This window comes from Sorangium sp. So ce385, from assembly GCF_051474135.1.
GTDB classification, from domain to species: domain Bacteria; phylum Myxococcota_A; class Polyangia; order Polyangiales; family Polyangiaceae; genus Sorangium; species Sorangium cellulosum_D.
Map to the genome: position 1 here is coordinate 9,105,793 of NZ_CP150337.1, position 25,979 is coordinate 9,131,771.

The window sequence follows — 25,979 nt, forward strand, 5'->3', positions numbered from 1 at the left end:
CCTCCGCGCAACCGGCGCCCCGTGCAGTTCGCGAGGTGCTCGCAGGCGCCCTGTCCCTCGACCGGCGTCGGCGACCTGCACGAGAGCCCGAGCAACGCGATCTCCCGCCCTCGACGGGCCCCTCTTAGCAGAGATCGCCGCACGGTTGCGCTCGAAGCGCGCGACAGGCACGCAGGCGCCGCACGAGCAACGCATTACGTCGAACGCTCTCCAATTCTCTATCTTCGTGCATCGACGCGCAGAAACAGCCTTTGCGGCAGAAGCGTGGTGTGTCACGTCGGTGTCCGCCTGCGCGCTCCTGGTAGCCCGCGCGCAGAGGCGTCCTCCGGACAGCCGCCTGGACGCCCGCGCTGGCCGGGCGGCCGCACGCTGCCGGTCGCGCCGATGCGATGTCCGGGTGACCGCCTCCCCTGTCCGGGCGGCGCGCGAGATGTCCGGGTGACCGCCTCCCCTGTCCGGGCGGCGCGCGAGGTGTCCGGGTGACCGCCTCCCCTGTCCGGGCGGCGCGCGAGGTGTCCGGGTGACCGCCTCCCCTGTCCGGGCAACCACGATGCATCCGGATGCGGCACCCCTGTTGAGAGCTCCGGACCCTGCGAGGGCCGGCACGGGAGGCGAGGCGTGCTCATCCGCGCCGTCGCGCCCTGTCGGAGGGGCGTTCTGACGGCCACCCGCCGCGCGCCTCCGCGCTCGCCCTTGCGCCGCGCCTCCGCGCTCGCCCTTGGGCCGCCGCCTCCGCGCTCGCCCTCGGCCCGCGCGGCATCTACCATGGGGGCATGCGCCCCACGGTCCTCCTCTGGGACATCGACGGCACCCTGCTCTCCACCGGCGGCGCAGGCCGGCGCGCCATGGAGCGCGCGTTCGACCGGTTTGCCGGCCGGCCCGACGCGTGCGAGGCGTTCTCGTTCGCCGGCATGACCGACAGGGCCATCATCCGGGCGGGGCTCGAGGCGCTCGGGCGCGAGGTCACCGAAAGCGCCATCGACGCGCTCCTCGCGCTCTACGTCGAGATCCTCGCCGAGGAGATGTCGCTCGCCGGCGAGACCCGGGTCCACCACGGCGTCCTCGACGCGCTCGACGCCGCCGCCCGGCGGGCAAGGTGCGCCGTCGGCCTCGGCACGGGGAACGTCCGCGCGGGGGCGCAGGCGAAGCTCACGCGCGTCGGCATCTACGAGCGGTTCGCGTTCGGCGGCTTCGGCTGCGACCACGAGCTCCGCGACGAGCTGCTGCGCATCGGCGCGGCGCGCGGGGCGGCGAGGCTCGAGGCGCCGCTCGAGGCGTGCCGCGTCGTGGTCATCGGCGACACGCCGAAGGACATCGCGGCGGCCCGGGCGATCGGCGCGGAGTCGATCGCCGTGGCCACCGGCACCTACGCCCTCGCGGAGCTCGAAGCCTGCGCCCCGACCCACAGCTTCAGCGATCTCCGGGAGAGGGGCGTGCTCGAGGCGCTGCTCGGCTAGCCCCGCTCCCCCGATCGAAAGATCCGCCGATCCGCCAACAAACGACGCCCTTCAGCGGCGGCGCCGCTCGCTCTACGCATCGAAGGGGGCGAACGAAGCGGAGGAGCGTGGGACCCATGATCGACATGGTTGGAGAAATGACCGACCGGCTGCTGGCCGATGCGGGCATCGGCGCCGGCATGCGCGTGCTCGACGTGGGCTGCGGCGCCGGGGATGTCTCGTTCCGGATCGCGCAGCGCGTCGGCGGGCAGGGGCAGGTCGTGGGCATCGACCGCGACGCGCGCCCGCTCGCGGCGGCGCGCGACCGGGCGCGCGAGCTCGGGCTGCCGAACGTGACCTTCGCCGAGGGGGACCTCGGCGCGCTGTCGCCCGAGCACGGCCTCTTCGATGCCGTCGTGGGCAGGCGCGTCCTGATGTACCAGCCCGACCCGGCGGCGGCCGTGAAGGGCCTCTCCCGCGCCCTGCGCCCCGGCGGCCTGGTCGTCTTTCAGGAGCACGACGCCACCATGGTGCCTGCGAGCCTGACGCCGCTGCCGCTTCATGAGCGCGCGCATCAATGGATGTGGCGAACGGTGGAGCGCGAGGGCGCCGACATCCACATCGGCTTCCACCTCGCCGCCGTGCTCGAGCAGGCGGGCCTCGACGTCGCGCGCGTGCGCGCGGAGGCGATCGTGCAAACGCCGCGGGCGTACCACCGCACCGCCGCGATCATCCGGGCGATGCTGCCGCGCATCGTGCAGCAGGGCGTCGCCACCGAGGCCGAGATCGACGTCGACACGCTCGAAGAACGCCTCGCGGACGAGCGGACGAAGGCGAACGCCACGTACGTGAGCGACATGGTCTTCGGCGCCTGGGCCCGGAAGCTTGCCTGATACCGCTTGGCCCAGGCTCGTCCCTGGCTCATGAGAGAAGGAACCACCGAGGCACAGAGGGCACAGAGGGAAGAGAAGATACATCAATCGTTTCTTCTCTCTCCTCTGTGCCCTCTGTGCCTCGGTGGTTCAAATTCTTCTCATGGCGGAACCACGTACGAACGCCGTGGCAGCGCGCGGGCGCACGCCGTCACGGCGCCGCCGCCTGGCCCTCCCGCGCCGCTATCCGGTCCCTCGGATCGGGGTTCTTCGCGGGATCCCACTGGACCCACACGTGCTCCGGCCCTCGAAACGAGGTGTTCGCCACGTACCGGAAGTCCTGGTGAACGCCTCGCCGATCAGCTGCAAGATCGGATACGGGTCCGAGAGGTACGGGTCCCTGAGCGGGTCGAACGCAGCGGCCAGCTGGCTCACCGGGCAGCCGCTGGCTCGGCCCGGGGCGGTGCCGGAGGGGTCGGTCGAGCTCATGGCGCGTGCCATACCATGCTGCGCGCCGCCCGCCGCCGCGGCCTCCCGCTCAGCGCGAGCACATCTCGATCAGCATCGTCTCCAGCACCGCCTGCGCCGGGCGGCGGCTGCTCTTCAAGGCCAGGTCGGCCTCGGCGAGCAGGCGCATCCAGCCGCCGAGCGCGCCCTTCGGGAGCTGGCGGATCGTCTGCGCCACGTCGTTCACCTTGTAGGGGGCCACGCCCGCGCGCTGGGCCGCCTCGGCCTGGCTCGCGCCCCCGGCGAGCGCCGACTCGAACTTCACCATCTGGCGGACCGACCACGAGACCGCCCCGAGCAGCCGCAGCCCCCCGTCGCGCGGGTCGTACGCGTCCGAAAGCGCCGCGAGCGCGCGATCGAGCCGGCGCCGCCCGAGCGCGTCGATGAGCTCCCAGACCGTGCTCTGCCGGACCCGGATGACCACCTGCGCGATCGCGTCCTCGGTGATCGGCTGCTTCGGCCCGACGTACAGCGAGAGCCGCTCGATCGCGTCCACCACGTACCCGAGCTCGGGCCCGGCGAGCTCGGCGAGCTGGTCGGCCACGTCGCTGGAGATCGGGTTGCCCTTCTCGCGGGCCATCGACGCGATGAAGCCGGGCAGGGCGCGGCGGTTCAAGGGCTCGCACGAGACGAGGAAGTCGCCCTTCTTCGCCGACGTGACGAGGCGGCGCTGGCCGTGGAGCTTCGCCGCGACGAGCACGAGGACCGCGCTCGGCGACGGCGCCTTGGCGTACTCGGCGAGCGCGTCGAGCGGGCTCGCCTGCTTCGACGCGCCGCGCTTGCCGCCCGCGCCGCCGCGCTCGTCGTCCCCGTCGTCGCCGTCGGCGTCGTCCTTCTTCTCCCAGCGCTCGACGCCGCGGACGAGCACGAAGCGGCGCGGGGCCATCATCGGGAGCATCCGCGCGGCGCCGAGGATCGACTCGACGGGCGCGTCCCCCGCGGTGAACTTGTCCTCGTTGAACCCGGCGATGCCCCCCTTGGCCGCCGCTTCCCGGATCGCGCTCACCACGCGATCGACCAGCCAGCGCTCCTCCCCCATCACGAGGTAGACCGGGCGAAGGGCGCCGCTGGTCGCTTCCTTCAAGGCTTGGTCGGGCGTCACCGCTCCGGCATCGGGCGTTCAGGCGGGTGCGTCAAGGGCAACGCGCGCGGCCCCGGCCCCGGCGGGCCCGGCCCCCCGTCACGGCAGCGAGAACGGGACGTCCACGCGCACGCTCGCGCCGGGCGGCTCGACGGCGATCGGCGGGAGCGCGGTGACCAGGCAGGCCGTCACGTCGGGGCGCGACGCCTCGCGGTCCTCGACGATGCCGCGCGCGATCTGCCGGCCCTGGGCGTCGAACGTCAGGTTGAAGACGTACTTCACCTCGCGCGGCGCCGGCTGCGCAGCGATCGCCGGCTTGTAGCAGCGCTCGACCAGCGCGGGGCGGCGCGCGTCGAGCGCCCGCGCGGCCTGCCGCGCGACCTCCTCGCGCGGCACGGCGCGCTGCGGCGCCGGCGCGCCCTCTCCCGGCGCGCGCTCCGCCGCCCCGGCGGGCGGCGCCGGCTCGCCCCGGTGCGAGGCGTCGCCCGCGGCGGCGCGCGGATCCGGGGCGACGGCGGCCGGGCCGTGGCGCAGGCCGAGGTAGACCGCGGCGGCGATCATGGCGCTGCCGAGGAGGATCGCGGTGGGGGTCGAGAGCTGCATGCTCATGCCTTGGCGTTCCCGCGGAGCCCGGGAGAGCGCCCCGCCCGCGCGCCGATCCGCGGCCGCCGCTGCTTAGCCGGAATGCAGGCCGGTGGCGAGCCCGGCCCGCACCGGGTGCTGGCGTAATTACCCCAGCCTGCTTGCAACGACCCCACTTTTGTGGGCGCAAACAACCCCACGATTCGGTCGTCGGGTCGGTGGGCGGATCCCCGAACAGGGACATCTGGACGGGGGTCCTCGGCCTCGGACGCCAGGCGAACAGGTCGAGCTGACGGGGCTGCTCCGCCGACGGCGCGGAGGGCTCGACGTGACCCGGCGCAGCGATGGGCACGGGAGCGGGTGGAGGCGGCACGGGAGCAGCGAGCGGGCTCGGCGCGGCGCCGCCCTGGACCACGCGCAAGAACCCGCGTCCGCCGGGCAGCTCGCGTGCTGTGCCCTCGGGCTTGCGCGGGGCAAGCGGCTTCGCGCTCGGCGCTGCCGTCTCGGGCACGGAGAGCAGCGCGTCGAGCAGCTCCGGCAGCTCCCGATGTGGCTCCAGGCGCTTTCTCATCTGCGGGCCCGCAAGTACGGGCAGATGGTGTTCATCGAGTTGGGTCCTGAAGCCGACCCGATCGGCGACGCCCGGCTGCGCCGCGACACGGTCCACTTCTGGACACTCGAGATCGCGACCCACACCGGACGGTGGGAAAAGACCGGCTTCCGCGGCCTGTGGCAGGACCTGCTCAAGCTGCTGATGGCGGACTTCCCCTGGACGCTTGCGCCCATCGAGTAGCTCACCCGCCGTCGCGTTGCGCCGCCGGGCGTTGCATCCGCGTCCTGTGACGAGCTCGCTCCGTTCACCAGCCCGGCTGGCCCGGATCGTGAACGGGCCGGCGCGTCGTCGATCAAGGGACGAACTTCGGGAACGCTGTGCTAGGTCACCCAAACGCTTTCCGACGGGCAGGCTTCTCGCTGCGGCGATTGCGTCGTCCAATTACGCTGGAATACATAAGGTAAATGATGTGATCATGCTGGCCGGACACGCCTGAAACGCCTGTATTACGCTTTGTTGCACCGATGAAAGGCGTACCATACTGGGCGACGGCCTTCTCCTCTACCGCGAGCCGACCGGCGGGTCATGGGCGTTATCCAGGATGGCATAGCGGGAGAGCGGATGTCGCCCTGCCCGACTACGAGCAGGCGTGGAAGCTCCATCAGGCACCGCTGTATGAGGATAACCCGAGCGCGCCGCCGGCGAAACGGATCTGGGACCGCAGCTACGCTATCAACAGCATGGTCGCGAGTCCGCGCCGCAAATTTGCCGAGAGATGTCGGATAAAAAAAAAACCGAGGTGATGCTCCAGCCCTAGGACATGACCCCGGGCTCCATCGAAGCCAGGGCAGGGCGGGTCAATCCCCGATCGCCATCCACGCGATTCTGGTCGAGTAGTTCGTCGCGGCGAAGTTCAGCGTCGTGGCCGCGATAATCGCCTCCTTGTTCGTCACGCTGTCGGTCTTGCAGAAGATCCAGTTGCCCGGGTTGTTCCACTCCGAGCAGAAGACGAGGGGCGGCGACGAGAAGGGGACTTTGAAGGCCACGCTGGTGCGGGAATAAGACGAGTTGGAGAACGTGGCAACGAACGACCCGGTGTCGACGCGTTGCGTGGCGGCGAAGTCGACCGTGTTGTTGGGCGAGGCGTCTGCGACGAGGCCTGCTGCGAGCGCAAGGGTGGTGATATTCAGCAAAGAGCTCATGGTCCTGTTCTCCTCTCCTCGATTCCATCGAATCCAAGAGGTGGGCGCTCTCCGCGCGAGAGCACGCTCCAGACACCTTGGATCCGTCCACGGATCCTCTTGGGCAGTCGGGGGCCGATGTCGACTCCTGGCCACCATCGAGTGCCCGTTCTGCCCTAGCCGTGGCGAAGGCTTCGACCTCGCACCCCAAGGTCTCGGGGTGAGCAGGGTCGAAGTGGCGCACCGACAGGAGGCGTCGATGGGCTCTTGGGCATGGACTACGCTGCTCGGGTTGGCGCTGCTCGTCCCTGGCTGCGGCGCGGCAAAGGGGAGCGCGACAGTCGCCGCGCGGCCGAGCAAGGTGCGCATGGGCGCTGCATTCCGGGCTGGAAGGCCGTCTTGCCTGGTCACATGGGGTCGCGTGCGCTTTTGAATCCATCCGAGCGAGGCAAGTCCCACGCGCGTAGGTGCCCCGAGGCAGCCCGGGGTACACCCGCGGGCTGCACTACTTCCGGCCGAACCTACCCGCTCACGCGGGCCCCGGAGTCAAATGACCCCACTTTCGGTCAAATGACCCCACCACCCCGCGCCGCTCCGTTTGACAAGCGCGCGCCCGGCCGCTCTGATGCCGCGCCGTGTGGTCCGTCCTGCTCGTATTCGCCGCGACGTACATCCTCATCGCCGCGCGCCGCCTGTCGATCTTGCCTATCGGCCGCCCGGCCGGCGCGCTCGCGGGCGCGTGCGCGATGGTCTTCCTGAGCGCGATCGAGCCCGGCGCCGGCCTGACGCCGCACGAGGCGTTCGCGGCGGTCGAGCCGAACACCATCGGCCTGCTGCTCGGCATGATGCTGCTCTCGGCGTCGCTCGACGTGGCGGGGGTGTTCGAGCGCGCCGCCGCGTGGGTCGCGCGGCAGAACCTCTCGCCGGTCCGGCTGCTCTACCTGGTCACGGTGGGCGCCGGGCTCGCCTCCGCGGTGCTGCTGAACGACTCGGTCTGCGTGATGCTGGCGCCGCTCGTCGACCGGACCGCCCGGCGCGCGGGGCTCGACCGGGTGCCGTACCTGCTGGCGCTCGCGATGGGCGCCAACGCCGGCAGCGCGCTCACGCTCGCCGGCAACCCGCAGAACATGCTCGTGGGTCACCTGTCCGGCATCCCGTACCGCACGTACCTGCTGGAGGCCGGCCCCGCCGCGCTGATCGGGCTCGCCGTCACGGCCGTGATGCTGCACCTCCTGCTCCGGCGCCGCATCGCGGTGCAGGCCCCCGCGCCCGCGCCCGCGCCCGCATCCGCGACGCCCGCGCCCGCATCCGCGACGCCCGCAGCCGCATCCCCGGCGCCCGCAGCTGCCTCCCCGGCGCCCGCAGCCGCATCCGCGGCGCCCGCCTCCGCGCCCGAATCCGCCGCGCCCGCGCCGGCGGGGGGCGCCCGGCCGAGCGCCCTCGTGCCGCTCGCGTGCATCGCGGTCGTGTCGGTGCTGTTCGTGCTGGGCGCGAACCTGGCGTGGGCGGCGATCGGCGGGGCGACCGCGGCGATCCTGCTGCACCGGCGGGACGCGAACGGCCTGTTCGACCGGGTCTCGTGGACCGTGCTCGTCTTCTTCGGCGCCCTCTTCATCGTCGTGGCGGGCCTCCAGAAGACCGGCATGCCCGAGCAGGCGCTGCGCGCCGCGAGCCCTTACCTCCCCGCGGGGCCGACGATGGGCGTGCTCGGGCTGGGCATCGCGATGCTCGTCGGGTGCCAGATCGTCTCCAACGTCCCCTTCATCCTGCTCGCGGAGTCGTACATCCGCAGCCAGCCCGATCCGCACCTCGCCTGGATCGCGACCGCCGTCGTGTCCACCCTCGCCGGCAACCTCACCCTGCTCGGCTCGGTGGCGAACATCATCGTCGTGGAGACCGTGGGCGCCGAGCGCGAGATCGGCTTTCGCTCCTACGCCAAGGTCGGTGTCCCGGTGACCCTGGCCTCGACCGCCGCGGCGCTCCTCTGGCTCCTCCTCGTGCGCTGAGCCGGAGCGCGGGCGCCGCGGTCACGCCGAGGAAGCGCCGTGTCAATCACAGCCCGCATGCTCCCGCGGCCGCTGGAGGCGATGCCGCACTGCAGCGCGGCCGAGGCGGCGCCGCTCGCGCGGCCGGCGCCGCACGTCGAGCCAGGCGTGGATCAGCGTGATCCCCACGGCCGCACAGAACACCGGCCCCATGGCGAGCATCACGAGAGGGCGCAGGGCTTGTCGCATCGTTCGTGGTTTCATGTGTTTCAGCGTACGATGCGCGGAGGTCACCCAGTAGCGCATTGCGTTGAAAAACTTCACTTCTACGGGTGAGAAAACCAACATCCGATGCAGCAGCACGACAAGGTGACGGAAAAATCTTGTATTGCTGGATCCCAGTCGACTACTACACCTGCGGCGACCGACCCTGGCCCACGGCGCGCGGCGAGCGGCGCTGCGCGGGAGGGGGGCTCCCGGAGGCGCGTTTGCGCGGCCGATCTCCCTTGCGGCGCCGGGCGGTCCGCGGTCACCCATCCCCAGGAGAGGCCTGAATGGCGCACGATCTGTCGAAACGAGTAGCCCTGGTCACCGGCGCTTCCCGCGGCCTCGGGGCGGCCATCGCCCGCCGGCTCGCGGCCGCCGGGGCGCGCGTGGCGGTGAACTACTTCGCCGGCCGCGACGGGGCGGGGCGCGTGGTCGAGGACATCCGGCGGGGCGGCGGCGAGGCCGAGGCGTTCCAGGCCGACGTGCGCGACGAGCGGGAGGTCGCGCGCCTCGTGGACGAGGTGCAGGTGCGCTTCGGTCCGATCGAGGTGCTCGTGCTGAACGCGACGGGCCCGCAGCCGCACGTACCCCTCGAGGAGCTGACCTGGCAGCACTGCCTCGATCAGCTCGAGTTCTTCGTGAAGAGCCCGGTCCTCCTCGCGCGGGCGGTGGTCCCCGGGATGAAGGAGCGCCGCGCGGGCCGGATCATCCAGATCGGGTCCGAGGTCTTCGAGCAGGGCGTCCCCGCGTTCTCCAGCTACGTCTCGGCCAAGGGCGCGCAGCTCGGGCTCACGCGCTCGTGGGCGGTGGAGCTCGGCCCGCACGGGATCACCGTCAACCTGGTGGCGCCCGGCTGGGTCCCGGTCGAGCGCCACCTCAGCGAGGGCGCGAGCCAGGCGGCCATGGAGGGCTATGCGGCCGGCAACCCGCTCCGGCGCCTGGGCACGCCGGACGAGATCGGCGACGCCGTGGTCTTCCTCGCGTCCGACGCCGCCACCTTCATCACGGGCCAGAAGCTCTCCGTGAACGGCGGCAGGACCCTGGCCTGACCCGGCCCGGGGGGAGGCCCGCGGCCGAGGGCCCGGCGCGCCTCCCTCAATGCCGCTTCTTGCGCTCGGCTTCCTCGACGGCGGCGGCGTGGAAGGCGCCGAGGACGTCGTCCCAGAAGCTCTCGACATAGGCCCGCAGCGCGCTGAGCCCCTCGCGGTCGACCTCGTAGAAGTTGTGGCGACCGCGCCTGTGGCACCGGAGCAGCCCGGCGTCCTCCAGCACGCGGAGGTGCTGCGACACCGCGGGGCGGCTCACGCTCACCGTCTTGGCGATGTCTCCCACGGAGAGCGGCTGTGCGCGCACCCGCTCGAGAATCTGCCGGCGCGTCGGATCAGCGAGTGCCGCCAGCACCGCACCGACCGGATCCATGGAGCCAGCATGGCGCAGGCGCAGAGGCAGCCGCAAGGACGATCTTCCGCTTGACCGGACCCCTCGAACCGGTAAGTATTGGCTTACGCGTTACGGCGCGCGGGGTTCGGCCGCGCGCTGGCGCGGACCGCCGGAGGCGCGGCTAGGGGGGCGCTCCATGCCTGCTCGCGCCGCGCGTCCGCGCCCCCGTTTCTCGTCAAAGGAGCTGTCATGTCGCGCATGATCGTCTATGGCACCCCCGGCTCGACCTACACCTGGAGCGTGGAGATCGCGCTGGTCGAGAAGAAGATCCCCTATGAGCTCGTCGAGGTCGCCTTCGGGGCGCACCTCCTGCCGGCGCACCGGGAGCGGCATCCGTTCGCGAAGGTGCCCGTGCTCGAGCACGACGGCTTCAGGGTGTACGAGACGCAAGCGATCCTCCGGTATCTCGACCAGGTGGTCCCCTCCCCGCCGCTCCAGCCGAGCGACCCGCGCGACGCGGCGCGGATGAACCAGGCGGTCGGCATCCTCGACTGGTATTTCTGGAGGGCGGCGGGCCCCGGCATCGTGGGCCAGCGGCTGTTCGCGGCGGCGCGCGGCCTCGCGCAGGACGAGGCCGTCGTGCAGGCGGCGGTCCCGGTCGTGCGGACGTCCCTCTCCGAGCTCGATCGCTTCCTCGGAGACCGGCAGTTCCTGGCGGGCGATCGGCTGACGATCGCGGACATCATGGTCCTGCCGATCGTCCGCTATCTCCAGCTGACCCCGGAGGCGTCGCTCTTCGAGCCCCACCCGCGCCTGCGCGCGTGGTGCGAGCGCCTCCGTTCCCGCGAGAGCGTCAAAGAGACCGAGCCGCAGCTCGTGCGGAATCGCTGAGCGAGCGCCGCGCCGCCCGGGCTCATCTCGCGCTCTGCCCGGCGGCGGCCCCCGAGGGAAGCGAGGCCGCCGCCCGCGCGGAGCGTGAGCTGGTTTATCGGGCCAGGAACACCGTCACGGCGCCCTGCTGCACCTTGCCGGAGGGATCCCTGCACTTGTCGTAAGCGCCGTCGCTGAGCTCGTGGCCGCAGACGTCATCGCACTCCCCGAGCACCTCGATGGAGGAGCAGTCCCGGATGGAGGGCCCGCACACCCGCGGGATCTGCGACGCGCCGGGCGCGACGCAGGCGTAGAGCTTCTGTGGGGTCGCGAAGATGTCTCCGAAATAGGCGCCCTCGCGCTTGGTGTATCCCTCGCGCTCCTCCCTCGTGCTGGCGAGCGCCTTGTCCTTCCCCCGGATCGAGATCCGGACGGTCTCGCCGAGGTAGTTGACCCGGGAGATGACGCACGCGGACACCCAGGATTTGCAGCTCTCGCCGCACGCGCCGCCGGGCTTGCCCCACTCGGGCGCGAGGCCCGTCGAGCCCTCGAAGGCGTAGTCGGCGCCCTCGATGTTCAGGCGGATGACCTGCCCCTTGGGGAGCGCGCAGCCCACGATGGTGGACAGCTGCTGGCGGCCCAGCGGATCCGAGAGCGCCGCCATGACAGACCCGTTGAAGGTCAGACCGTTGAACGTCAGGGCGTTGGAGGTCAGCCCGTTGAACGTCAACCCGTTGAACGTCAGCCCGTTGAGGGTCAGCCCATTCCCCATGATCGCGGCCTGCTCCTCCGCATCGACGGGCTCCTCGGCCGCATCCTCCGGGAGGACGGCACAGCCAAGTTGCACGAGGGAAGCCGCGGCGGCGACGACGAGGGCAAGGAGGGGCGACTTTGTCATGGTCCTTAACAATTGCCCGTCCCCGGCGCATGTTCAAATTTTTCTTTCCGTAAATAAACGGTGCTGCTGGACGGCGCTGGCTCCGTCGCGCAGGCCGCCGGCCGCGGTGAGCGGCCGAAGTGAGCACCGCGTGGCCGGACGCCGGGCAGCCGCGTCACGCGGCGCGGGTGAGCGGGGATCGAGGCGCGCGCGGGGTCATAGAAGCCCTTGATGCCACAGGGAGAGCAGGTCCATCGACGTCGCGACGGCGACGTGGATCGCGCAGCCGCCCCAGATGGAGTCGCTCTTCAGGCTCACGGTGCCGAGGATGAACCCGGCGAGCACCGAGCCGAGCGCCTCGGGCAACGGCTTGCCGAAGTGGATCATCGCATAGGGCACCATCATGGCGAAGATCGAGGCGTAGCCGAGCGCGCGGCGGACGCCGTGGATGAAGAAGCCGCGGTAGAAGAACTCGAGCGCGACGAACTGCGCTGCATAAAGGGCCTCCCACGCCCAGAACCACGGCCAGAGGTCCTCGCCGCGCGCGAGCTTGTAATAGGGGTACTTCGCCTGGAAGGCCGGCGAGAGCGACGCGACGTAGAGGACCGGCGCCATGACCGCGAAGAACAAGGCATAGATGGACATGTGCCGCGCCGTCCCGCGGACGCGCAGGCCGAGGGTCCGGATCGGCACGCGCAGCACGAAGCGCGCGACGAGGAGGGTCGGGAGCAGGTAACCGGCGAGGCGGCCCACCGCCCAGACGATCCGCTGGTGAAAGCGACGGTCCGGGGAGGTGTTCAGCGCGTCGTGGAGCCGCGCCGCGACGTCATCGAGGCCCACGGCGCGCAGGCCATCCACCATCCAGCGCGTGTCGTTCTCGTTGCCGGCGAACCGGACGAAGATGAGCACGCCGATCACGGTGAGAAAGACGCTCACCATGCGGCGGGTGACCTCGCCCGCGGGAGTCTCGGCCCGATGGAGCGCCGCCTCGGCGTCGAGCCGATCGCGCAGGTCGATGACGTACTCCTGCCAGATCCCGCGAAAAAAACGTCCGATCACGCGCCGTGCCTTATCACCGCGGGCGCCCCCGGCACAATCGAGAAGGCCTGCGCCCGAGCCCGCACGGCGCTCCGGCCGGGCCGCTCTGCTGCCCGTCAGTCGTCCAACGCACGATCGTCGGAGTCGTCGTCGTCCGCGTCACCTCCCGACGGCGCGGCGCCGAGCACGCCGGTCGGGCGCACACCGAGGATGGCCTGCGCCTCGGTCATCATCTCCGCCACGATCTCGGCTGCTGGCTTGACGCTGGCGATGGAGAGGACGCTCTCCGAGCCGGCGGGCATATCCATCTCCTCGAGGTCGCCCACCGTGTCCGGCGTGGGCACGAACGCGCTGAATTTCGGCATCTCGTACGGGACGTCCAGGACCCCGGGAAACAGCACCGTGGTGCCGATGGTGGCCGGCGGGGGCGGCGGATCCGGGATCCGCGGCTCTCTCCCGGCCCACTGCCGCACGACGCGGTTCCGCAGGACGCGCTGGCGCTGGCCCGGCCACTCCGGGCCGAAGAAGGTCTGTACCGCCGTCGCCCCGGCGCCCGCCGCGACGAGGCGAGCCTTGTAGTCGGGATGGGCGTAGGCCTCCGTGGAGGCCACCAGCCGCGTGCCGACGACGACGCCGTCGGCGCCGTCCCGCAGCGCCCGCACGACGCCGGCCCCGTCCGCGATCCCGCCCGCCGCGAGGAGCAGCGCCGGCTTCACGTCCCTGCGGATGGCATCGACGAGGGCCTTCGTCGTCACCGTGGCCCGGGCGTGCCCGCCGGCCTGCGACCCCTGCGCGATGATCCCGTCGGCGCCGACCGCGACGGCGTCGCGAGCGGCCGCGACCGAGCCCACCTGGACCCAGACCTTCGCGCCCGCCGCGTGGAGCGCGTCGACCCAGGCGACCTCCGGCGCGTTCCAGTGGAAGACCACGAGCCGCACCGCCTCGGCGACGCAGACATCGATGTGATCCCGCGTGACGAACGCGCCCGCGGGCCCGGTCGCGACGATGAAATCCACGCCGAACACGCCCGCCGTGAGCGCCTTGGTCGCCCGGATCCGCGCCTCGACGACGGAAGGCGGCTCGGTCGCCGACCCCAGCACGCCGATCCCACCCGCGTTCGAGACCGCCGCGACCAGCGGAGGAAGGCTGACGAACGCCATGCCGGCGCTGACGAGCGGAAACGGAACACCGTAATCCACGGTGAGCCGGGTCCGGAGCGAGAGCGCCGGCCCCGGGCGCAATCCGTCCGACAGCGCCTCGCCGTCCTCCTCAGGCCCGCGCCCCGCATCGCCCAGCACGCAGCCCGGGCCCAGGGCCAGACCGAGCCCGCTCAGCCCCAGGAGATCCAGAAACGTACGTCGATCGAGCTTGTGCACCGATTCCTCCGTGTCTTTCGTCCTGCGCGTCACGCACGCCCACCCAGAACCACCTCGGCCGACGGCCGCAGGGCTCCTCAGCGCTCCTCAAAGCGGTTGGCGACGCACCGGACGTTCCGTTTTCGGTATGTGTTTTGCACTCTTACGGGCTCTCGGAGAAAGCCAGCCCATGAAAACCGTTCAGCAGCACATTGTGCGTCATCAGGAGCAGTTCAGCGACCACCCCTTCTTCGCGCGCCTCTCGACGGATCCGCCCTTCGAGCGGCTCGCGCCTTTCCCGGTCTGTCTGACGTTCTGGGTGATGACATTTCAGGACATCCTGCGCATCTGCGATGAGGGCGCGACGGATCCGGGGTACAAGCGCATGGTGCACCGCCATCGCCTCGAGGACGCGGGGCACGACCGCTGGTTCCTCGGCGATCTGGCGGCGCTCGGCCTCGAGCCCCCCACCGCGGCCGAGCTGTTCGGCGAGCGTCATCGCGCCGCGCGCAACGCGAGCCTGGCGCTGCTCTCGGAGGCGCTCCGCGCGCGCCACGACGCGTGCCGGCTCACCCTGCTCCTGACGCTCGAGTCGGCGGGACACGTCTTCTTCGAGCGCGTCGCGCGCTACCTGGAGCGCATCGGCGAGCGGCGCCGCCTGCGCTACTTCTCCCAGACGCACCTCGACGTGGAGAAGGCCCACGACCTGTTCGAGGAAGACACCGACGCTCACATCGAGGCCATCGCCCTCGACGAGGAGACGCGGACCGAGGCGCTGCAGCTGATCGACCGGTGCTACCGCGAGCTCACGGGGATGTTCGACGCGATCGAGGCGCAGATCGCGGCCGGCGCGGCGCGCCCCGCGCTCGCCCCGTCGAGGCCTCGATCGACGCGAGAGGCGACGCGAGAGGCGGCGCGAGGGGCGGCGCTCCGCGTCGCGAGGACGCCGGGCCTGAGGCCGTTCGCGCGGCGCGCTCCCCGGGGCGATGGGGGTAGCCCCGGATGACCGACGCCGCGTCGCCGCTCGCCGTGAGGTGAGGATCGGAGAAAGGCAGGGAGGCGGGAGGAGCCGACGAACGTGCTCCCCGCCTCCCCGCGAGCCCCCTCCGGCCGCGTCACTGCGCCGAGGTGGGATTGACGATGATCTCGACGCGCCGGTTGTTGGCGCGGCCCTCGGCGCTCGCGTTGTCCGCCACCGGGCGATCCGGCCCGTGGCCGACGGTCGCGATCTTGTCGGCCGGCAGACCCACGCTGACGAGGTGGGCCTTCACGGAGTCGGCGCGCGCGAGCGAGAGCTTGCGGTTCGCCTGGGCGGAGCCGGTCGAGTCGGTGTGCCCCTCGATCCGGAGCGGCGGCGACCCCTGATCCTTCAGGGTGGTCGCGACCTGGTTGAGCTTCTCCTTGGCGATCGGCAGGAGCTCGGACTTGCCCGAGGCGAAGAGGACCGCGCCGGAGAGCGTGATGACCACGCCGCGCTTCTCCTCCTTCACCGCGGCGATCTCCTTGAGGCTCGCGAGCGCCGCGTTCGCGACGCGCTCGGCCTCCCGCCGCGCCGCCTCGGCCTCCTGCCGGGCCTTCTCGGCCTCGGTCCGCGCGCTCTCGGCCTGGAGCCGCGCGCTCTCGGCCTGGGCGCGCGCCTGGCGCTCGCGCTCGATCTGCTGCTGGCCGCTCTGCAGCGCGTCCTTCGCGGTGGCGAGCTGCTGCTGCGAGAGCTCCTTGAAGTCCTCCTCGGCCGCGGCCTTGTCGCGCTGCGCCTGCTGCAGCGCCGCCGCCGCCTCGGCCTCGCGCGCCTTGCGATCGGCGATGTACGCGAGGTCGCGCGTCTGCTGGGCCTCGGGGTCCTCGTTGAACGCGCCCTCGGCGCGGGAGAGCGCCTGCTTCGCGGTGTCGAGCTGGGCGGGCGCGAGGCTCGCCGCGGAGCCCTGGGCCGCGCGCTTGTAGCTGGTGCGGGCGTCGACGAGCTCCTTCGGCGGGATCGCCGCGCTGCACCCCGTGGCCGCGACGAGCGCGGCGCACAGCGCGAGGGACCAGCCCCGCGACGACACGTTGTTCACGAAAGAAGCCATCTCCTTCACCTCTCGCTTCACTGGACCCCCGCCTCTTGCAGCTTCTCGACCTGCTTCAGCGCCTCCTGCGCCTGGGCCTGCGTGGCGCGCGCCTTGGCGATGGCCAGCGCGAGCTCGGCGTCGGCCTCGGCGCGCTCGAGGAGCCGCAGGGCGGGCTCGTTCTCCTCGGCCTCGATCAGCTTCTTGGCCTTCTCGAGCTGCTCGCGGGCGAGCTTCAGGTGGAGGGTGGCCTGGGGGTCGGCCTCGGCGCCCACCTCGTCGGCCGCGCGGATCGCGGCTTGAGATTCGGCGAGCTGGTCGTTCGGCGGAGGCAGGGAGCCACCGCAACCGGCGAGGGCGAGGCCGAGCAATGCAGCGAGCGCCGCAACCGGGCTCGCGAGACGGCGTAGGGCTGGCTTGTTGTTCGGGCGTCGGTTCACCCGGCCTTTGTACAACACCTGAGGTCGTCGAGAAATCAGGAAACCCCTGCACTTGCTGGCGATTGTCGCCGCAGGGCGCGAGCGCGATCGATCGCGGCGCGGCGGCGCGCGCCGCCGGCGCTCGGCGAAACGCTCGGCGACGGGGCTAGTCGACGCGCATCGAGCTCGCGCGGACGATCCGGATGCGCGCGTCGCGCGCGTCGGGCTGGTTGACCGCGCGCGCGAAATCGGGCGCGGCGGGGGACGCCACCTCGACGACCGACGCGGTGGAGCCGATCCGGATCGCGCCGATCTGACGGCTCGAGACGCCGCCGCGGCGGCACACGAGGGCGAGCAGGCGCCGGGGATCGGCGCCGTGGCGCTCCCCCCAGTTGACCTGGAAGGGCACGAACGGGAGCCGCGGGGGCTGCTCGCCGTCGCCGCGGCGAGGCGCGGAGCGGCCGCGCGGCGGCGCACCGGACCAGGGCGCCTCGGCGGAACGGCCGCGCGACGGCGCGCCCGACCACGGCGCCTCGGCGGAACGGCCGCGCGACGGCGCGCCGGACCACGGCGGCCCCGCGGGGCGGCCGCGCGGCGGGGGCTCGGACCGCGGCGGCGCGACGGCGGTGACCGGCTGCGGAGCGCAGGGGCCGGTGTGCTTCGCCCGCGCGAGGAGGGCCGCGACGAGCTCGGTCGCGTCCATGTCGGCGAGCAGCCGGGCCGCGAGCTGCTGGAGCCGCGCGTCGGGCGCGTGGCAAAACGCCTCACGGGGCTCCTGCGCCTCACCCGCCCCCGACGCGGGTGCCGGGGCGGCCGCGTCGGCCGCGTCGGCCCGGCGGGCGCCGGCGAGCTCGGCCGCGAGCCGCTCGTCGGCGGCGCGCAGCACGTCCTCCGGCGACGGGGCGGGCCGGAACGTGGCCTCGACGCGCGCGCGCCGGAGCAGCCTCAGCGCGTGCTCGCGCGAAGGCGGCGCGACGAGCAGCACGCTCGTCCCCTTGCGGCCCGCGCGCCCGGTGCGGCCGCTCCGGTGCGTGAAGACCTCGGGGTCGCCCGGGGGATCGGCGTGGATGACGCGCCCGACCTCGGGCACGTCGATGCCGCGCGCGGCCACGTCGGTCGCGACGAGGGTGGTGACGGCGCCCGAGCGGAACGCGTCGAGCGTGCGCGTGCGCTCGCGCTGCTCGAGGTCGCCGCTCAGGGCGCGCGCGGGGAGGCCGAGCGCGGTGAGCTTGTCGGCGAGCTCGGCGGCGCCCTCGCGCGTGCGCACGAAGACGAGGGTGCGCTCGCCGGGCGCGAGGAGCAGCAGGTTCACGAGCGCGGCGTCGCGCTCCGCCGGCAGCACGAGGTGGGCGACGTGCGCGATGTCGACGTTGGCCGCGCCGGGGCGCGTGCCCTCGACGCTCGCCGGGTCGCGCTGGAAGCGGTCGGCCAGCGCGCGGACCTCGCGCGAGAAGGTGGCCGAGACGAGGTGGGTCCGGCGGTCCTCGGGCATCTTGCCGACGATCGCCTCGAGCTCCTCGCGGAAGCCGAGGTCGAGCATCTGGTCCGCCTCGTCGAGCACGAGGTCGAGGACGCCGCGCGGATCGAGGGTCCCGCGCTCCAGGTGGTCGAGCAAGCGCCCGGGCGTGCCGGCGATGACGAGCGGGTCGCGGCGCAGCGCGCGCGCCTCGGCGCCGAAGCTGGTGCCGCCGGTGACGCACGCGACGCGCGCGCCGAGGGGCGACAGGAGCCAGCCGAGCTCGCCGGCGATCTGCGCGGCGAGCTCGCGCGTCGGCGCGATGATCACCGCGGCCGGGGCCGCCGCGGTCCGGGGAGCGGCGTCGGGCGCGGCCGCGGCGTCGGGCGCGGCCGCGCGCCCGGCGAGGGCGCGCTCGAGGCGGGGGGCGAGCGCGAGGCCGATGGCCACGGTCTTCCCGGAGCCGGTCTGCGACGAGATGCGGAGGTCGCGCCCGGCGAGCTCGGGCGCGAGGACGGCGTGTTGAACGGGGGTGAGGGAGGTGAAGCCGCGGCGGGCGAGCGCGCCCGCGAGCGGCGCGGGCAAGGCGTCGTGCAATGAGTCTGGATTCATGAAAGCCGCGCAACCTAGCAGAACCTGGACGGTTGTCGCGGCCAATCGCCCGGCGGGGCGCCGGGGGGCTGCCGGCGCCCCGGGGGGGCCGCGCCGCGTGTCACGCGATCACGCGATCACGCGAGCGCGCGGCGCTCTCGGGTCACTGGGCGGTCTTGGCCTTCTCGTCGAGCCAGGCCACCGTCCACGCGAACGGGCTGTTCCAGTTGATGGTGATCTCGTTGACCGACCACGCCCCGATGTCGTCGAGGTAGCACTTCTGCGGGGCGCACTTCGCGCGCTCGGCCGTCTCGTCGAGCGCCGCTTGCGCCACCTCATCCTCCAGCCCGGAGTTCGGCCCGCCGGAGACCGCGCCGGGCGGAGCCGACGGGTACTCGGGGTCGACCTGGGCCGCCCAGAAGCGATGGTGCGGGTTCTCGAGCGGGTTCTCGCCGTAGCCGGAGACATAGGACTTGTCCATCGGGTTGCGCCCGAGGAGGTAGTCCGCGCCCGACGCCACGCCGTCGAAGTACTTCTGCTCGCCGGTGAAGTCGTGGGCCAGGGCCAGGACCAGCATATTGTTGAGCACGAACGAGTTGGAGCCCCAGGGATACCCGCCCGCGCCCACCGTGAAGGGCACCCGGTACCCCTCCGTCGCGACGCCCTCGAGGTACTTGTCGGCGATGGCGATCAGCTGGGTGCGGGCCGCCTCGCGCTCGGCCGCGGCGTGCTGGGCCTCGACCACGGCGAGCGAGATGGCGCCCAGCCCGTCGACCTGGCCCCAGGTCATGGCGCTGAACGTGCCGTCCACGCCGATGAGCTCCTTGCTGTAGTCCGACGCCGCGAGCTCGGCCTTGTACGCGGCGTCGCCCGTGGTGAGGAACAGCTCGGCGGCCGCCCAGTAGAACTCGTCGCCCAGGTTTTCGTCGCCGTAGGCGCCGCCGCCCGGCACCATCGCCTCGTTCGGGAGGGTGACCTTCGGGTTCGCCTTCGCCGCGGTCCACGCCCGCGTCGCGGCCTCGAGGCACTTCGCCGAGAACGTGGGGTCGAGCTCCTTCCAGATGCGCGCGGCCTGGGCCGCGGTCGCGGCCAGGTTGAGCGTCGCCGCCGTGGTGACCGGGCGCAGGAAGCGCGGCTGCGGATCCTCGTGCGGCGCCAGCGGCAGGCCGGTCCACGCGAGGTCGTGGATCTTGTGGTGCACCATGCCCGCGTTGGTCTCGCCCTGGGGCACCTGCATCTTGAGCATGAAATCGATCTCCCACCGGGCCTCGTCGAGGAGGTCGGGGATCTCGTTCGCGTTCTCGGGGATCTTCAGCTTGCCGTCGCCGAAGTCCCCCGCCGTGGTCCCGAGCGCGACGAACCGCTCGTACTGGTTCAGCAGCGTCCAGGCGGAGATACCGCCGTTGACCACGTACTTGCCGTGATCGCCGGCGTCGTACCACCCGCCCGTGACGTCGAGCGTGTACGAGCAGCCGATGCCGTCGGCGCAGGGCGCCTCGTCCGGCTTGTGCCCCGCCGGGCGCGCGTGGTCCGGGCCGACGTACTGCTCGAGGATCTCGATGCCGGAGCGGTTGTGATAGAAGTACGCGAGCGCGTCGTACTTCATCTGAGAGTAGATGGTCGGGCTCACGTCGAACGGGTGGCTCGACACCGACCCGACGCGGAGCGTGTAGCCCTCGCCGACGGTGGTGAAATCGCTGAAGTCGATGGTGTGCACGTGCTCGCCGGAGGCGGCGTCGTCGCCCACGACGCGGGTCGCCCCGCTGTCGACCACCGTGCCGGCCGCGTCGACGAGCTCCCACGCGTGCGGCTTGTCGGCCGCGGCCACGACCGTGGCGACCTTGGCGGCGGCCGGCAGGTACCCGACCTGATTGACGCGGATCAGCTCCGAGCCGGAAGGCGGCACCGTCTCGACCGGCTCCTCGCCGCCCGCGCCGCCCCCGCCCGAGGCCCCCACGCCGCCGTCGCCGCCCTCGCCGCCCGCGCCGCCCGAGGCCCCCGCGCCGCCCGAACCGTTGTTCGCGCCGTTCGAGGAGCCGTCGTCGCCGCAGCCAACCGCGGTGAGGCCGCCCACGAGCGCCAGGAGAAGCGACCCTCCCAGGGACAGCCATGAACGCTTCCAACCAGCCGACCTAGCAGCACAAAGCATGATGAGCATCTCCGGAAGAAGAAGAAGTTGAGAGCCGCGCAGCGGTGAACGATGCGAACGTCACGTCACGGCGCGGCAGCGACACCATTGATGGATACGGTGTGATTGTCAAGCGCAGATAGGCGCCCCTGGCGCCCCACGATCACCCGACCTCGTTGACTCGAGATCACGCATCGCGGCGTCGCAAACATGCCGCATCCGTGCGTCCACGATGCAATTTTACAGGTCAGATCCGACCTGTGGGCCGCGGTGACGGCGCCCGGCCGCCCGGTTCTGCATCAATTTTTCTTCATGTTTCAGAGGACTTACGGGAGTCCGCCGGGGTCCCGGAGAGAGCGCGCGGCGCGGCGCCGTCAGTAGTGCCAGGGAAAGCGCTTGAAATCCGGACGGCGCTTGTCTAGAAAGGCATCCCGACCCTCCTGCGCCTCCTCCGTACCGTAGGCGAGCCGCGTCGCCTCGCCGGCGAAGAGCTGCTGTCCGACGAGCCCCTCGTCAGGCAGGTTGAAACCATACTTCAGCATCCGCATCGCGGTCGGGCTCTTCGAGTTGATGATCGCCCCCCAGCGCAGCGCCTCCTCCTCGAGCTCGGCGTGGGGCACCACGGCGTTGACCATCCCCATCGCCGCCGCCTGCTCCGCCGTGTAATCGAGCCCCAGAAAGAAGATCTCCCGCGCCTTCTTCTGCCCGACCTGCCGCGCGAGCAGCGCCGAGCCATAACCGCTGTCGAAGCTCGCCACGTCCGGATCCGTCTGCTTGAACATCGCGTGCTCGCGGCTCGCCAGGGTCATGTCGCAGACGACGTGGAGGCTGTGGCCGCCGCCCGCCGCCCAGCCGGGCACCACGGCGATGACGACCTTCGGCATGAACCGGATGAGCCGCTGCACCTCCAGGATGTGGAGCCGGCCGAGCCGCGCCGGATCGGCCTGCCCCGCGCTCTCCCCCTCGTACTTGTAACCGTCCTTCCCGCGGATGCGCTGATCGCCGCCCGAGCAGAACGCCCAGCCGCCGTCCTTCGGAGAAGGCCCGTTGCCGGTGATCAGCACACAACCCACGTCGGAGGTCGTGCGCGCGTGCTCGAGCGCGGTGTACAGCTCATCGACCGTGCGGGGACGAAAGGCGTTGCGCACCTCCGGCCGGTTGAACGCGATACGCACGGTGCCCTGATCGACGGCGCGGTGATAGGTGAGATCCTCGAACGAGAAGCCCTCGACCTCACGCCAGCGCGCCGGGTTGAAAATCGCAGAGACGGTCATGGTCCACTCCTTGTGGCGCGGACCCTACCCGCCTCATCATGGCCTTGCAACCTCGCTCACACTGACAGCGGATGCCGGCCAGGGGCGAGCACGCACACCCGGCTCCGGCCGCTCCCCGCGGCCTCCGCGCGACCCGGCGGAGCCCACGAAACACTCTTGACATAAAAGTCGATCTCGTGGACAAGCAAGCTCCGAAGCATGGGTGGGCTCGACCTCCCGCCGTGTGGACGCGGGCGCTCGCGCGCTCCGGCCGGACGGCGGCGGCGCTCGCCTGCATCGGGACAGGGGAGTCGAGCGGAGCGGCCGGACGCGACGAGGAGCGCGCCGTGCCCGCGCAGGGGAGGACATCGGCTTGAGCCACCAAAAGTTGTTCGAGGTCGCGTCAGGGCTCCTGGCCACGGCGGACGCACGCGGCCATTTCCACGATCTGAACCCCGCCTGGGAGCGGACCCTCGGCTGGTCGCTCGACGAGCTCAAGGCGAAGCCGTACATCGAGTTCGTCCACCCGGGCGACCGGGAGGCCACGCTCGCCGAGACCAACGCCCTCTTCAACGGTCGCACGACATCGCGGTTCGACAACCGCTATCTGTGCAAGGACGGGTCGTACAAGTGGCTCGGCTGGGCCGCCCGCGTGGACATGGCCGAGCCCGCCGAGGCGCGCCTCATCTATGCCACGGCGCTCGACGTGACGAACGATCGGGAGCAGGCGGCTCAGTTCGCGCATGTGGCGCAGCTCGCAAAGGTGTACGAGCGGCTGTTCCAGGTCTCGGTGGGCCTGCTCGTGACCCTGGACGCCGAGGGGTACTTCCGGCACGCCAACCCGGCCTGGGAGCGCACCCTGGGGTGGACGCCCGAGGACATGACGTCGCGGCCGTTCATCGAGTTCGTCCACCCCGAGGACCGCGAGGCCACGCTCGCCGAGGCCGCCGCCCTCTTCCAGGGCCGCACGACCATCCGGTTCGACAACCGCTACGAGTGCAAGGACGGCTCGTACAAGTGGCTCGCGTGGACCGCGCACCTGGACGCGGCCGAGGAGCCGGCGAACCGCCTCGTCTATGGCACCGCCCACGACGTCACGTCGTACCGGGAGCTGCTCGGCGAGTTCGAGCGGACGCTCGCGCGGCTCCGCGACTCGATGCAGGCGATGTCGACGCCGCTCATCCCGATCACCGATCGCATCGTGGTCATGCCGCTCGTGGGCCAGATGGACACGGATCGCGTCAACCAGGTGATGACCGTCGCGCTCGATGGAGTCCAGTCCAGCCAGGCCCAGATGGTCATCCTCGATGTGACGGGGCTCAAGGAGATCGACACGCGGGTCGCCTCCGCCCTCGTCGACACCGCGAGGGCGCTGCAGCTGCTCGGCGCAAGGACCATCCTGACCGGCATCCGGCCGGCGGTGGCGCAGACGCTCGTCGGGCTCGGGCTCGACCTGGCGGGCCTCATCACGAAGAGCACCCTCCAGAGCGCCATCTCGTTCGCGCTGCAAAGCGGGCAGACCCCGGCCCGGGCCCTCTCGCCCTGACGGCCGCGCCGGCGCCGCGGCCGCGCCGGCGCCGCGCCCCCCCCCTGCGCCGGCGCTGCCCCCGGCTCGCCCCGGTCGCGCTCGGTCGATGGGCGGGGCGAGGCGGCTGGTGTATAAGGCAGCGTGGCGCGCGCTCGGTCCTCCCAGGAGTCCCCCCAACATCGCACGGTGCTCGGCCGACGTCCGGCCGCAGGCGCCTGCTGCGCGGCCGTCGTGTGGCTGGCCGCCGCGCCGGCCTGCACGACGAAGGTGCGGAGGTTCGGGGAGGACGGCGCCGGAGGCGGCGCGGGCGGCGCCACGGCGAGCGCCGGCGAGGGCGGCTCGACGGCGAGCGGCGGCGGCTCCACGGCGAGCGGCGGCGGCTCCACGGCGAGCGGCGGGCCGTGCGATCCCGGAACCCAGGACGGCTGTTACAGCGGAGGGCGCGACACGCTGAACCGCGGCGTCTGCCGCGGCGGCGTGAGGACCTGCGACGAGGACGGGAACGGATACGGCCCCTGCGTCGGAGAGGTGTTGCCGGCGTCCGAGCGCTGCGACACCGCCGAGGACGAGGACTGCGACGGCGTGGTCAACCAGGGGTGCACCTACGCCCGGTGCGCCGATGTTCCCCCCGGCCAGCCGAGCGGCGTGGTCCTCCTCGATCTGGACGGGACCGGCCCGGAGCCGGAGCTCCCCGTCTACTGCGATCTGACGACGGACGGCGGCGGCTGGGCGCTCGTCTACAACAGCGTCGGATCCGACGCGGGAGCGACGCTCCCCTTCTGGAACATCCCTTACGCCGAGCGGCTCGCGACCCGGGGAGAGCCGGCGATCTCGCAGAACTATTACCGAGGCTCGCTCTATTTCGTCGGTCGAGAGTACCGCGACGAGATCGAGGATATCGAGGGGACCGCCAAGACGGTCATGCGCGCGACCGCCGAAGGCATCGACTCGGCGACCATGAAGCTCCTCCGCCCCGCGCACGTCTCCGGGAACGCCGACATCTACGTCTCGCAGTTCCTCTCCGGGTGGTCGTCACAGGACCGCGACGCCGACCCCGACCCGGGGAACTGCGCGCTCCAGAACCAGAACGTCACGCAGCACTACGCGCAGTGCTGGGAATACAACCTCGGCGCGGACGGGGACGAGCCGCGGGACGACGGCGGCTGGGGCCCCCACCTCGGGACCCACCTCGCGGAGCGGCTCGGGCTCGCCAGCGACGACACACGATTTACACGCGTTCGGCGAATCTCTCGCTGGACGCGGTGGTGAGCCGACCTCGGGGCGCACCTCCGCGGATTTGGTGACAATTTCCGGGCGGCTCGAGTATGCTGACCCGGCCATGCGCTTCTATGCACTGTGTTTGCTCATGCTCTTCGCGGGCCTCTGCCTGGCGAGCTGCTGGAACAGCGGCGCCTGCGTCGAGGGAGAGGCGTGCGAGTGCTTCAACGGAGACGATTGCTACCTCGGCTGCGACGGTGACTTCTGCGACCAGCGCTGCTTCCAGATGGTCCACTGCGGCGCCGTCTGCGAGCACGGGTGCTCGTTCGAGTGCTTCGACGTCAACGACTGCTCGGCCTCGTGCGGCGACGACTGCGATCTCAACTGTCATAACACGGCGTCGTGCGGCGCCATCTGCGACCGCGGCTGCCGCTACGAGTGCCACGACACCAGCCGGTGCGGCGTCAGCGTCGGGTCGAGCAGCGTCGTGACCTGCCGGAACGTGGCGACCTGCGAGATCGAGTGCCGGGGCTCGTGCCATGTGTTCTGCGAGAACGTGAGCGGCGAGTGCCGCATCCGCTGCCCCGACGGCGAGGCCGCGGTCAGCTGCCCGGACGGCTCGCGCGCGTGCGGCGGATGCTGAGGAGACGGAGATCCATGCAGAGAGCGATGACATCGCAGCTTCGCGCGCCGCGCCTCCTGGCCGCCGCGCTCTCGTTCGCGGCGCTGACCGTCGGATGGGCCGAGGTCGGGGAAGCGCAGATGACGATCAAGCGCCCCGGGGATCGCCCGGATTACAAGGTCGAGCTCGAGCCGCACCTGCTCTTCGCGCCGTTCGAGCCGCTCGGCCCCGGCGTCGGGACGGGCGTCGGCGCGGGCTTCCGCGCCACCATCGATATCGTGCCCGACGGCTTCATCAAGCGCATCAACGACTCGGTGGGGCTCGGCTTCGGCATCGACGGCCTCCACTACGCGGGCAACGGGAATTACCGCGGCGACTGCACGCACTTCGAGGACGGGCCCGCGGGCACGCGCATCTGCACCGAGGTGGACGCGTACGGGGACGCGTCGAACTACGCGTTCGGCTCGGTCGTGATGCAGTGGAACTTCTGGCTTCACCGGCGGTGGTCGGTCTTCGGCGAGCCGGGGCTGTCGTTCTATCTCGGCGACCTCGGGCGCGACCCGTACCCCGGGGTCTCACCGGTGGTGTTCATCGGAGGGCGCTTTCACTTCACCGAGAACGTGACGCTCACGATGCGCCTCGGGTATCCCGCGTTCTCGCTCGGCGTGTCGTTCCTCCTGTGAGGTGGGCCGCCGGGCGGCGCGCCCCTTCCCCGCGGCGCCGGCCGACCTGATA

General features: G+C 71.9%; 24 protein-coding genes. 11 read left to right on the forward strand and 13 right to left on the reverse strand.

Annotated features, from left to right (window positions below):
• Positions 1 to 773 precede the first annotated feature (773 nt).
• A complete protein-coding gene (locus tag WME83_RS33140; RefSeq protein WP_437313708.1) occupies positions 774 to 1,457 on the forward strand; it encodes an HAD family hydrolase in 684 nt (227 codons plus the stop codon).
• A gap of 116 nt (positions 1,458 to 1,573) precedes the next feature.
• Positions 1,574 to 2,329, forward strand: coding sequence for a class I SAM-dependent methyltransferase (locus WME83_RS33145; protein ID WP_437313709.1), 756 nt, complete (start codon positions 1,574 to 1,576; stop codon positions 2,327 to 2,329).
• Between the two features lie 517 nt (positions 2,330 to 2,846).
• On the opposite strand, the gene holA is transcribed toward WME83_RS33145, so the two are convergent.
• Both holA and WME83_RS33155 read right to left on the reverse strand, forming a co-directional pair.
• Positions 2,847 to 3,899: a DNA polymerase III subunit delta gene (holA, locus tag WME83_RS33150; RefSeq protein WP_437313710.1), complete on the reverse strand. Its 1,053-nt coding sequence runs from the start codon at positions 3,897 to 3,899 to the stop codon at positions 2,847 to 2,849.
• A gap of 96 nt (positions 3,900 to 3,995) precedes the next feature.
• The gene (locus WME83_RS33155) at positions 3,996 to 4,499 is read right to left on the reverse strand and encodes a hypothetical protein (protein WP_437313711.1); all 504 of its coding nucleotides are present in this window, start codon (positions 4,497 to 4,499) and stop codon (positions 3,996 to 3,998) included.
• A gap of 526 nt (positions 4,500 to 5,025) precedes the next feature.
• On the opposite strand from WME83_RS33155, the gene WME83_RS33160 reads away from it, so the two are divergent.
• Positions 5,026 to 5,271 (forward strand): hypothetical protein, encoded by a 246-nt coding sequence (locus WME83_RS33160; protein WP_437313712.1) that lies wholly within the window; start codon positions 5,026 to 5,028, stop codon positions 5,269 to 5,271.
• 617 nt (positions 5,272 to 5,888) lie between these two features.
• Here the strand turns inward: WME83_RS33160 and WME83_RS33165 are convergent.
• Positions 5,889 to 6,233, reverse strand: coding sequence for a hypothetical protein (locus tag WME83_RS33165; protein ID WP_437313713.1), 345 nt, complete (start codon positions 6,231 to 6,233; stop codon positions 5,889 to 5,891).
• A 614-nt stretch (positions 6,234 to 6,847) separates the two neighbouring features.
• Between WME83_RS33165 and WME83_RS33170 the strand changes: the two genes are divergently transcribed.
• On the forward strand, positions 6,848 to 8,218 hold the full coding sequence (locus WME83_RS33170; protein ID WP_437313714.1) for an SLC13 family permease: 1,371 nt from the start codon (positions 6,848 to 6,850) through the stop codon (positions 8,216 to 8,218).
• A 42-nt stretch (positions 8,219 to 8,260) separates the two neighbouring features.
• On the opposite strand, the gene WME83_RS33175 is transcribed toward WME83_RS33170, so the two are convergent.
• Positions 8,261 to 8,560, reverse strand: coding sequence for a hypothetical protein (locus tag WME83_RS33175; RefSeq protein WP_437313715.1), 300 nt, complete (start codon positions 8,558 to 8,560; stop codon positions 8,261 to 8,263).
• A gap of 191 nt (positions 8,561 to 8,751) precedes the next feature.
• Here WME83_RS33175 and WME83_RS33180 point away from each other — a divergent pair, with 191 nt between their 5' ends.
• Positions 8,752 to 9,513 (forward strand): SDR family oxidoreductase, encoded by a 762-nt coding sequence (locus WME83_RS33180; protein WP_437313716.1) that lies wholly within the window; start codon positions 8,752 to 8,754, stop codon positions 9,511 to 9,513.
• 46 nt (positions 9,514 to 9,559) lie between these two features.
• Here the strand turns inward: WME83_RS33180 and WME83_RS33185 are convergent, their stop codons facing one another.
• Positions 9,560 to 9,883 carry an ArsR/SmtB family transcription factor gene (locus tag WME83_RS33185; RefSeq protein ID WP_437313717.1) on the reverse strand — a complete coding sequence of 108 codons (324 nt, stop codon included), beginning with the start codon at positions 9,881 to 9,883 and terminating at the stop codon, positions 9,560 to 9,562.
• 210 nt (positions 9,884 to 10,093) lie between these two features.
• On the opposite strand from WME83_RS33185, the gene WME83_RS33190 reads away from it, so the two are divergent.
• Positions 10,094 to 10,735 carry a glutathione S-transferase family protein gene (locus tag WME83_RS33190; RefSeq protein ID WP_437313718.1) on the forward strand — a complete coding sequence of 214 codons (642 nt, stop codon included), beginning with the start codon at positions 10,094 to 10,096 and terminating at the stop codon, positions 10,733 to 10,735.
• Between the two features lie 94 nt (positions 10,736 to 10,829).
• Here WME83_RS33190 and WME83_RS33195 read toward each other — a convergent pair whose 3' ends face one another.
• From WME83_RS33195 to WME83_RS33205, 3 genes are all read right to left on the reverse strand, one after another.
• Positions 10,830 to 11,612 carry a hypothetical protein gene (locus tag WME83_RS33195; protein ID WP_437313719.1) on the reverse strand — a complete coding sequence of 261 codons (783 nt, stop codon included), beginning with the start codon at positions 11,610 to 11,612 and terminating at the stop codon, positions 10,830 to 10,832.
• Positions 11,613 to 11,807: 195 nt separating this feature from the next.
• Positions 11,808 to 12,650 (reverse strand): CPBP family glutamic-type intramembrane protease, encoded by an 843-nt coding sequence (locus WME83_RS33200; RefSeq protein ID WP_437313720.1) that lies wholly within the window; start codon positions 12,648 to 12,650, stop codon positions 11,808 to 11,810.
• Positions 12,651 to 12,745: 95 nt separating this feature from the next.
• Positions 12,746 to 14,005, reverse strand: a complete 1,260-nt coding sequence (locus WME83_RS33205; protein ID WP_437313721.1) for an NAD(P)H-dependent flavin oxidoreductase — start codon at positions 14,003 to 14,005, stop codon at positions 12,746 to 12,748.
• Between the two features lie 169 nt (positions 14,006 to 14,174).
• On the opposite strand from WME83_RS33205, the gene WME83_RS33210 reads away from it, so the two are divergent.
• Complete coding sequence (locus tag WME83_RS33210) at positions 14,175 to 14,990, forward strand: hypothetical protein (RefSeq protein WP_437313722.1); 816 nt, start codon at positions 14,175 to 14,177, stop codon at positions 14,988 to 14,990.
• Positions 14,991 to 15,099: 109 nt separating this feature from the next.
• Here WME83_RS33210 and WME83_RS33215 read toward each other — a convergent pair whose 3' ends face one another.
• The 5 genes from WME83_RS33215 to WME83_RS33235 all read right to left on the reverse strand — a co-directional run bounded on the left by WME83_RS33215 (position 15,100) and on the right by WME83_RS33235 (position 21,897).
• Positions 15,100 to 16,050, reverse strand: a complete 951-nt coding sequence (locus WME83_RS33215) for an OmpA family protein (RefSeq protein WP_437313723.1) — start codon at positions 16,048 to 16,050, stop codon at positions 15,100 to 15,102.
• A 17-nt stretch (positions 16,051 to 16,067) separates the two neighbouring features.
• Positions 16,068 to 16,469 (reverse strand): DUF4398 domain-containing protein, encoded by a 402-nt coding sequence (locus tag WME83_RS33220; RefSeq protein ID WP_437313724.1) that lies wholly within the window; start codon positions 16,467 to 16,469, stop codon positions 16,068 to 16,070.
• Between the two features lie 145 nt (positions 16,470 to 16,614).
• The gene (locus WME83_RS33225) at positions 16,615 to 18,516 is read right to left on the reverse strand and encodes a DEAD/DEAH box helicase (protein WP_437313725.1); all 1,902 of its coding nucleotides are present in this window, start codon (positions 18,514 to 18,516) and stop codon (positions 16,615 to 16,617) included.
• 142 nt (positions 18,517 to 18,658) lie between these two features.
• Positions 18,659 to 20,644, reverse strand: a complete 1,986-nt coding sequence (locus WME83_RS33230; protein ID WP_437313726.1) for a glycoside hydrolase family 9 protein — start codon at positions 20,642 to 20,644, stop codon at positions 18,659 to 18,661.
• A 353-nt stretch (positions 20,645 to 20,997) separates the two neighbouring features.
• On the reverse strand, positions 20,998 to 21,897 hold the full coding sequence (locus WME83_RS33235) for a 1,4-dihydroxy-2-naphthoyl-CoA synthase (RefSeq protein WP_061629811.1): 900 nt from the start codon (positions 21,895 to 21,897) through the stop codon (positions 20,998 to 21,000).
• 352 nt (positions 21,898 to 22,249) lie between these two features.
• Between WME83_RS33235 and WME83_RS33240 the strand changes: the two genes are divergently transcribed.
• The 4 genes from WME83_RS33240 to WME83_RS33255 all read left to right on the forward strand — a co-directional run bounded on the left by WME83_RS33240 (position 22,250) and on the right by WME83_RS33255 (position 25,927).
• Complete coding sequence (locus tag WME83_RS33240; RefSeq protein WP_437313727.1) at positions 22,250 to 23,422, forward strand: PAS domain-containing protein; 1,173 nt, start codon at positions 22,250 to 22,252, stop codon at positions 23,420 to 23,422.
• A gap of 168 nt (positions 23,423 to 23,590) precedes the next feature.
• The gene (locus tag WME83_RS33245) at positions 23,591 to 24,673 is read left to right on the forward strand and encodes a fibrinogen-like YCDxxxxGGGW domain-containing protein (RefSeq protein WP_437313728.1); all 1,083 of its coding nucleotides are present in this window, start codon (positions 23,591 to 23,593) and stop codon (positions 24,671 to 24,673) included.
• A 70-nt stretch (positions 24,674 to 24,743) separates the two neighbouring features.
• The gene (locus WME83_RS33250; protein WP_437313729.1) at positions 24,744 to 25,265 is read left to right on the forward strand and encodes a hypothetical protein; all 522 of its coding nucleotides are present in this window, start codon (positions 24,744 to 24,746) and stop codon (positions 25,263 to 25,265) included.
• Positions 25,266 to 25,291: 26 nt separating this feature from the next.
• Complete coding sequence (locus WME83_RS33255; RefSeq protein ID WP_437313730.1) at positions 25,292 to 25,927, forward strand: hypothetical protein; 636 nt, start codon at positions 25,292 to 25,294, stop codon at positions 25,925 to 25,927.
• Positions 25,928 to 25,979 lie beyond the last annotated feature (52 nt).

Bases quoted from the DNA above. Each gene is read 5' to 3' on its own strand.
- WME83_RS33145 (WP_437313709.1), top strand. From the start codon at position 1,574: ATGATCGACATGGTTGGAGAAATGACCGACCGGCTGCTGGCCGATGCG.
- WME83_RS33215 (WP_437313723.1), bottom strand. From the start codon at position 16,050: ATGGCTTCTTTCGTGAACAACGTGTCGTCGCGGGGCTGGTCCCTCGCG.
- WME83_RS33255 (WP_437313730.1), top strand. From the start codon at position 25,292: ATGACATCGCAGCTTCGCGCGCCGCGCCTCCTGGCCGCCGCGCTCTCG.
- WME83_RS33160 (WP_437313712.1), top strand. From the start codon at position 5,026: ATGTGGCTCCAGGCGCTTTCTCATCTGCGGGCCCGCAAGTACGGGCAG.
- WME83_RS33180 (WP_437313716.1), top strand. From the start codon at position 8,752: ATGGCGCACGATCTGTCGAAACGAGTAGCCCTGGTCACCGGCGCTTCC.
- WME83_RS33155 (WP_437313711.1), bottom strand. From the start codon at position 4,499: ATGCAGCTCTCGACCCCCACCGCGATCCTCCTCGGCAGCGCCATGATC.
- WME83_RS33185 (WP_437313717.1), bottom strand. From the start codon at position 9,883: ATGGATCCGGTCGGTGCGGTGCTGGCGGCACTCGCTGATCCGACGCGC.
- WME83_RS33140 (WP_437313708.1), top strand. From the start codon at position 774: ATGCGCCCCACGGTCCTCCTCTGGGACATCGACGGCACCCTGCTCTCC.
- WME83_RS33165 (WP_437313713.1), bottom strand. From the start codon at position 6,233: ATGAGCTCTTTGCTGAATATCACCACCCTTGCGCTCGCAGCAGGCCTC.
- WME83_RS33250 (WP_437313729.1), top strand. From the start codon at position 24,744: ATGCGCTTCTATGCACTGTGTTTGCTCATGCTCTTCGCGGGCCTCTGC.
- WME83_RS33210 (WP_437313722.1), top strand. From the start codon at position 14,175: ATGAAAACCGTTCAGCAGCACATTGTGCGTCATCAGGAGCAGTTCAGC.
- WME83_RS33195 (WP_437313719.1), bottom strand. From the start codon at position 11,612: ATGACAAAGTCGCCCCTCCTTGCCCTCGTCGTCGCCGCCGCGGCTTCC.
- WME83_RS33225 (WP_437313725.1), bottom strand. From the start codon at position 18,516: ATGAATCCAGACTCATTGCACGACGCCTTGCCCGCGCCGCTCGCGGGC.
- WME83_RS33190 (WP_437313718.1), top strand. From the start codon at position 10,094: ATGTCGCGCATGATCGTCTATGGCACCCCCGGCTCGACCTACACCTGG.
- WME83_RS33235 (WP_061629811.1), bottom strand. From the start codon at position 21,897: ATGACCGTCTCTGCGATTTTCAACCCGGCGCGCTGGCGTGAGGTCGAG.
- WME83_RS33230 (WP_437313726.1), bottom strand. From the start codon at position 20,644: ATGCTTTGTGCTGCTAGGTCGGCTGGTTGGAAGCGTTCATGGCTGTCC.